We start from the raw sequence: 555 nt of genomic DNA, 5'->3' as shown, positions 1-555 counted from the left end.
GACGGTATCAATGCAGGCAACAAAGCCATCAGTAACGTTGCTGAAGGCAAGAAAGATACTGATGCAGTAAATGTTGGACAGTTGAACCGTCTGACCGCTGCTGCTAAGACAGAAGTCGAAGCCGGTACCAACATCGCCAGCGTGAGCAGCAAACAAGGTGCGAACGGTCAAACCGTTTACACCGTGAACGCAGACGGCGCGAGCGTTTCCGCAGGTTCCGACAATATCGTCGTGACCAAAGGCAACAAAGACGCCAACAACGTAACCGACTACGCGGTTGACCTGTCTAAAGCCGTCAAAGCCGACATCGCCAAAGGCGTAGCGGCGAAAGACGCAGTAGACAACAAAGGCATCAGCTTCGCAGGCGACAGCGGTACGACCGTTGCCAACAAACTGGGTGATACCGTCGCTGTTAAAGGCGATGTCAACATCACCACCACCGCAGGCGCGAACGGCATTCAGGTCGGCCTCAACAAAGACCTGAAAGTCGACAGCGTCAAAGCAGGCGATACGGTTGTGAACAACAGCGGCGTCAACGTCGGCGACAAAGTGGTG

Annotated in this window: 1 pseudogene; it reads left to right on the top strand. The window is 54.4% G+C overall.

Annotated features, from left to right (window positions below):
• Positions 1-555, top strand: a pseudogene (locus HMPREF3066_RS07690) (hypothetical protein); the annotation flags it as partial.

The organism is Neisseria sp. HMSC03D10 (genome assembly GCF_001807625.1).
GTDB classification, from domain to species: domain Bacteria; phylum Pseudomonadota; class Gammaproteobacteria; order Burkholderiales; family Neisseriaceae; genus Neisseria; species Neisseria mucosa.
The sequence above is the reverse complement of the archived record's forward strand: the minus strand, read 5'-3'. Positions and strand labels throughout refer to the sequence as shown.